General features: G+C 45.8%; 7 protein-coding genes. 5 read left to right on the top strand and 2 right to left on the bottom strand.

Annotation, left to right across the window (positions count from 1 at the left end; genetic code table 11):
- The 4 genes from OB13_RS06220 to OB13_RS06205 form a co-directional block, all read left to right on the top strand.
- A partial coding sequence (locus tag OB13_RS06220; RefSeq protein WP_461489288.1) for a hypothetical protein occupies positions 1–212 on the top strand: 212 nt, incomplete at its 5' end.
- 125 nt (positions 213–337) lie between these two features.
- Positions 338–904 carry a DUF4738 domain-containing protein gene (locus OB13_RS06215; RefSeq protein WP_461489287.1) on the top strand — a complete coding sequence of 189 codons (567 nt, stop codon included), beginning with the start codon at positions 338–340 and terminating at the stop codon, positions 902–904.
- 116 nt (positions 905–1,020) lie between these two features.
- Positions 1,021–1,488 carry a hypothetical protein gene (locus OB13_RS06210; RefSeq protein ID WP_461489286.1) on the top strand — a complete coding sequence of 156 codons (468 nt, stop codon included), beginning with the start codon at positions 1,021–1,023 and terminating at the stop codon, positions 1,486–1,488.
- A 302-nt stretch (positions 1,489–1,790) separates the two neighbouring features.
- Complete coding sequence (locus OB13_RS06205; protein WP_461489285.1) at positions 1,791–2,465, top strand: hypothetical protein; 675 nt, start codon at positions 1,791–1,793, stop codon at positions 2,463–2,465.
- Between the two features lie 91 nt (positions 2,466–2,556).
- Here OB13_RS06205 and OB13_RS06200 read toward each other — a convergent pair whose 3' ends face one another.
- Positions 2,557–2,949 carry a VOC family protein gene (locus tag OB13_RS06200; protein WP_461489284.1) on the bottom strand — a complete coding sequence of 131 codons (393 nt, stop codon included), beginning with the start codon at positions 2,947–2,949 and terminating at the stop codon, positions 2,557–2,559.
- A gap of 137 nt (positions 2,950–3,086) precedes the next feature.
- Between OB13_RS06200 and OB13_RS06195 the strand changes: the two genes are divergently transcribed.
- Positions 3,087–3,935: a hypothetical protein gene (locus OB13_RS06195; RefSeq protein WP_461489283.1), complete on the top strand. Its 849-nt coding sequence runs from the start codon at positions 3,087–3,089 to the stop codon at positions 3,933–3,935.
- A gap of 71 nt (positions 3,936–4,006) precedes the next feature.
- On the opposite strand, the gene lgt is transcribed toward OB13_RS06195, so the two are convergent.
- Positions 4,007–4,625: prolipoprotein diacylglyceryl transferase (gene lgt, locus OB13_RS06190; RefSeq protein ID WP_461489282.1), on the bottom strand; the 619-nt coding region annotated here is incomplete at its 5' end.

The raw sequence follows: 4,625 nt of genomic DNA, 5'->3' as shown, positions 1-4,625 counted from the left end.
AAAGCCAAATTGACCAGACACTACTTGAGTATGAATCCACACAATGGCAGACGCAGAATGGTGCGAGCGAAGAGTACACAGAGAAGAAAATGAATTTGGCTAATAGCCTGATGATTGCAGCAGCCTCAGGAAGCGAGAAAGCAGAAGTATACTTTCAAGAATTTAAGAACAAGTTTCAGCCTGACGGAGCATACCTTGAATGGTATGAGTAGATGGCAGAGTTGCTTGAATCTGCCAAGAAATAGAAAAACAAAAGCAGGTAACAAAGTATAGCAGATATGTTTCGGCTACGCCTCACCATCTGCTACACCAGCACGTTGAGTGAAATAAATAATCAATGAAAAAAGGATTTTTAGCTTCGATACTTTCAGTTCTTTGTTGCCTGTCTTGTAGTGCAAACAAAGAATTAGAAGTTGAAACTTTACCAACAATCTCAGCTGAAACTCCTGCAGTTATACAAGGGGCTTCAACAAAACCAGTTGTAGAAGTCAGACGGGAATACTGGCCTCTCGACCATGATATTTATAAAGAAGATACAATAATACATGTAAATGAAGTGTACCATATAAGCACTAACAACTATAGTCTAAATGATAGTGCTGTGGTCCATGAAGCAACAGACAACCTGGGTAAACTTTTAGTGCATAGCCATAATAGAGTTGCTGATGTCACCATACATCAGAACCAACAGCCGTTTATAAAGGCCTCTCTGACAAAAGACATTTTTGAACAGAATATTGAGCTTTATCTCACAGGGACAGAATTCCTAAGATATGATAATGGAGCTTTTATCTTTATGGTTGACGCTTGTATCCCTGACACCGATGTAAGTGAAGCTGCTGAAGTATCAATAGACCAAACAGGAAAGGTTAGGGTAGTCCGCTTTGTTGTGGAAGAAGAATAAAATTACTCCACTCAACACGGTGCAGCTTTTATGCTTGGCTACGCCAACCCATCAGCTACACAAGACCGTTGGACGTAAATTTAATTTCCTTAATTTACACTTTACAAACTAAAACCATGAAGAACCTCTTCTTATTATCTCTTATAATCATTGCGCTTTTTGGATGTGAAAAAGATAACGAGGAGGAAAGGTTAATGAAAACAAAATTAGCATTATCAAAGGATTGGCAGCTTCATTCAGTTAAAATTACAGAGCCATCACAGTTCAGACTCAACCAAACTCTAGATAATTGTTCAAAGTTGAAAATTTGGAGTTTTGAAGACACCGGATATTTCAGTTTTAAAGAAGAGGAAGCCTGCAACCCTCACCAATATGTACATGCTGGCTCTTGGAGAATCGAGAATGGAAAGTTTCTCAAAATCGTGTGGAAGGAAATAAATTATGGTCAACCGGGAGGAGAAATGAATTTATTGATTGAAGAGGTTTCTGCAGACTCCCTAAAATTAAAGCATGAAGTCATTCTTTATGATGGAGATAACAAGCCTTTTCCTGGAGTACAAAAATACACCTTCATTCGAAAATAGATATCCAACATCTTCTACAGCGATTACTGGTGTAGAATTTCTTCAATCTAGAGGCACTGAAGAAGCCCAGCGGTCTGTTGTGTATAAAAAAACAATGGCTAACATTGTGCATAAGCCATGCCACGGCTGGCCGCCTTGCACGCGTCATACACGATACTATTTTGCGTCAACTTCAAAAGTATAAAATCTGCTACTGCTACATCCTAACGGCTTGTTTTCCTCAGCTCATGCGCGAAGGGAAAAATGACTCTAGCATAAAGTATAAACTTTAACCAAACTCAACTATAATTTCCCTCTTCTTTATGAAGCAATTTTATTACCTCTTATTGCTGTGTATACTTTCTACCGGTTGTGTAAGTACCAGCAAATACACAAGCTTTGTAAACGAGCAGGCAAAAGCCGTTGTCACTCCCCCACAACACCAGGAGTGGCTTACCGTGAACTTGCCCGCTGCCGGGGCAGGCAGCAACAAGGCTACCCGGGTTAAAGGCTATTTTATTCCGGCTATCCTTTACTTCAGCTGGAATAATACGATTGCCTGCGAACTCGATCCGCAAATTGCCGCTACCTATATCCGGAAGGGCATTTACAAGGCCGCCGACAGCCTCCAGTTAAAAAATCACCTGGGCGACAAAAAGCTGGTGATCAACCTGCAGCAGGTGCCGGGCCAGTTTGTGTATGAGAACAAAGGCCAGCTATTCAATTTAATCTTTTTCCATATTTCCAGTGGGGAGCAAAAGATCACGCCACAACCGATCGCTATGCAGGCAACCTACGAACTTAAGCTAAATGATGGGCTCGTCGTTCAGGGCTCCGGCAATATACCAAACACTGAAACCCAGACTACCAGTGGCTGGCTCTCCGCCAAGCGCTTAACGTGGGTCCACCTCGACAACTTCAAAACAGAGGCGGAACGAATGGGTGCACAATTGGTAAAGGAAATAATAGCCCGGCACAACGAAACTTCGATGCATTAACTACATTAAAAGCCTTTATACCTGCTGGTGAAAATACGCAGCAAGGGCACAGGAAGCATTAATCTAAATTCAGTTATTCAAAATTCAACCACTACTTCTCCCACATCCCTTCCATCACGATCTCCAGCAGGTGCTGGTCCGGGTCGCGGAAGTAGAAAGAGAAGAAGCCTTTCCCCCAGTCATATTCCTGCTCAACGGGAATACCGCTGTTCCTTACTTTTTCTTTCCAGCTTTCATACTCCTCCGGGGCCACCTCAAAGGCCAGATGCAAGTGCCCGGTCCCGTAGTGCGGCGGCAGGGTGCCTGCCTTCGCCGACACCTCCGCAATAAAGCACAGCAGCACCGAGGTGCCTGTCCGGAAAAAAACGTGGCGCCCCTTTACTTCCCCGATTACGTTTAATCCCAGTTTCTTCTCGTAGAAGCTCCTGGTGCGTTCCAGGTCGGTCACATAAAGGCAGGTTTCTTTGATTTTCTTGATTTCCATAGCAGATCGATTACCGAAGGTATGCCGGGCAACTACAGATTACTTTCAGCATATCTAAGCTTTTACGCAACCATGAGGCTTTGGCTTTCCGTTATATCAGAACGCCCCGCATCTACTCAAATATCTTTATGAAGCTTATGTTAAAAGTAATTGCCCTTTTTATACCTGCTATCGCGCTGTTGTACTTTTTTTTGGGTAGGCCTGCTGCTGATCCGGAGGGCACGGCAGCTCTTGTGGCAGAGTCGCTGGTGAAACTGGCCAGTCTGCCCGCAGAGGTAAAGGAGAGTTCAGGCATCGTATTTTTGGCGAAGGATAAAACCTATGTTACCCACAACGATGCCGGCAATAAGCCATACCTCTACATCATCAATGAAAAGGGAAAGCTGCTGCAGACCATCAAGCTGAAATTGCCCAACGCAGACTGGGAAGATCTGGCCCAGGATGATGACGGCAATATCTACATTGCTGATACCGGAAACAACGACAACAGTCGCAAACAGCTGGCTATTTACAAGCTCGACATCGACCAGCCGGAAAAGATAGATGCCATCCGGTTCACGTACGAAGACCAGAAGCAATATCCTCCTGCCAAAAAAGACAGAAATTTTGATGTGGAAGCCATCTTCTGGAACGGAGGCAAGCTATACCTGGTGTCCAAGGACCGGGGCCGCGGAGAAACAGCTAAGGTATACGAGTTGCCTGATACAAAGGGGCAGTACAAGGCGAAGCTGGTCGGCCAGCACAAGTTGGGCGTACCCGTAACCGGAGCAGCCAGCAGCCCGAGTGGCCAGCAGGTAGCGTTAGTCAGCGAAGGGGTGCTTCACCTTTTCCGGAATGTGAAAGAGCCTGCCACTTTCTACGAGGGCAATTACCAGAAAGCCTCCATTAAGGCAGCAGGCCAGACCGAGGCAGTGGCATTCGAAGACGAAAAGACGCTCATCATTACGAGCGAGAACGGCGGCTTGTATCGCTACAAGTTCAAGTAAAATAACTTTAAACATAAAAGGGCGACCAGCAGATGATGCTGGTCGCCCTTTTTAGATGGTTTTCACCGCGATTATTTTTTGTTGACGGAGGAAGCTTTCAAATGCCCGCCCGGCAGCGCCGGCTTTGGGTTTTGCCATACCCGAAATAGAATGAACAAGCCAGCCAGGATCAGCGGGATACTCAACTGCTGTCCGATGTTCAGCGTCATCATGGCCTCTTTTGCCACCTGATCCTCTTTCAGGAATTCCACCAGGAAGCGGAAGGTAAACAGGGCCGTCACGAATATTCCGAAAAGCAAGCCTTTTGGCAGCGCTTCTTTATACTTTTTCCACAGCCAGTAAAGCAGCACAAACAAGAGGAAAACGCTGAAGGATTCATAGAGCTGCGTTGGATGGCGCGGCACATGCGAATACTCGTCTTGGCGCAAGAAAATGAAGCCCCAGGGCAGATCAGTAGGCCGCCCGAAGATTTCAGAGTTCATCAGGTTACCAATACGGATCAGGGCCCCTCCCAGCGCGACGACGATCACGATCCGGTCCAGTACCCACATGTAGTCAAATTTATGGCGGCGGCTGAATAGCCACAAGGCCAGCAGTATACCAATTGTAGCGCCATGGCTGGCCAGCCCGCCCTCCCAGATCTTCAGAATTTCGATCGGGTTGCTCAGGTAATACTCGGGTTGGTAGAAC

Source organism: Pontibacter sp. HJ8 (genome assembly GCF_054824225.1).
This window is presented reverse-complemented; position numbering and strand designations above follow the sequence as displayed.

Coding starts and splice junctions, on each gene's coding strand:
- OB13_RS06210 (WP_461489286.1), top strand. CDS start 1,021: ATGAAGAACCTCTTCTTATTATCTCTTATAATCATTGCGCTTTTTGGA.
- OB13_RS06205 (WP_461489285.1), top strand. CDS start 1,791: ATGAAGCAATTTTATTACCTCTTATTGCTGTGTATACTTTCTACCGGT.
- OB13_RS06215 (WP_461489287.1), top strand. CDS start 338: ATGAAAAAAGGATTTTTAGCTTCGATACTTTCAGTTCTTTGTTGCCTG.
- OB13_RS06200 (WP_461489284.1), bottom strand. CDS start 2,949: ATGGAAATCAAGAAAATCAAAGAAACCTGCCTTTATGTGACCGACCTG.
- OB13_RS06195 (WP_461489283.1), top strand. CDS start 3,087: ATGTTAAAAGTAATTGCCCTTTTTATACCTGCTATCGCGCTGTTGTAC.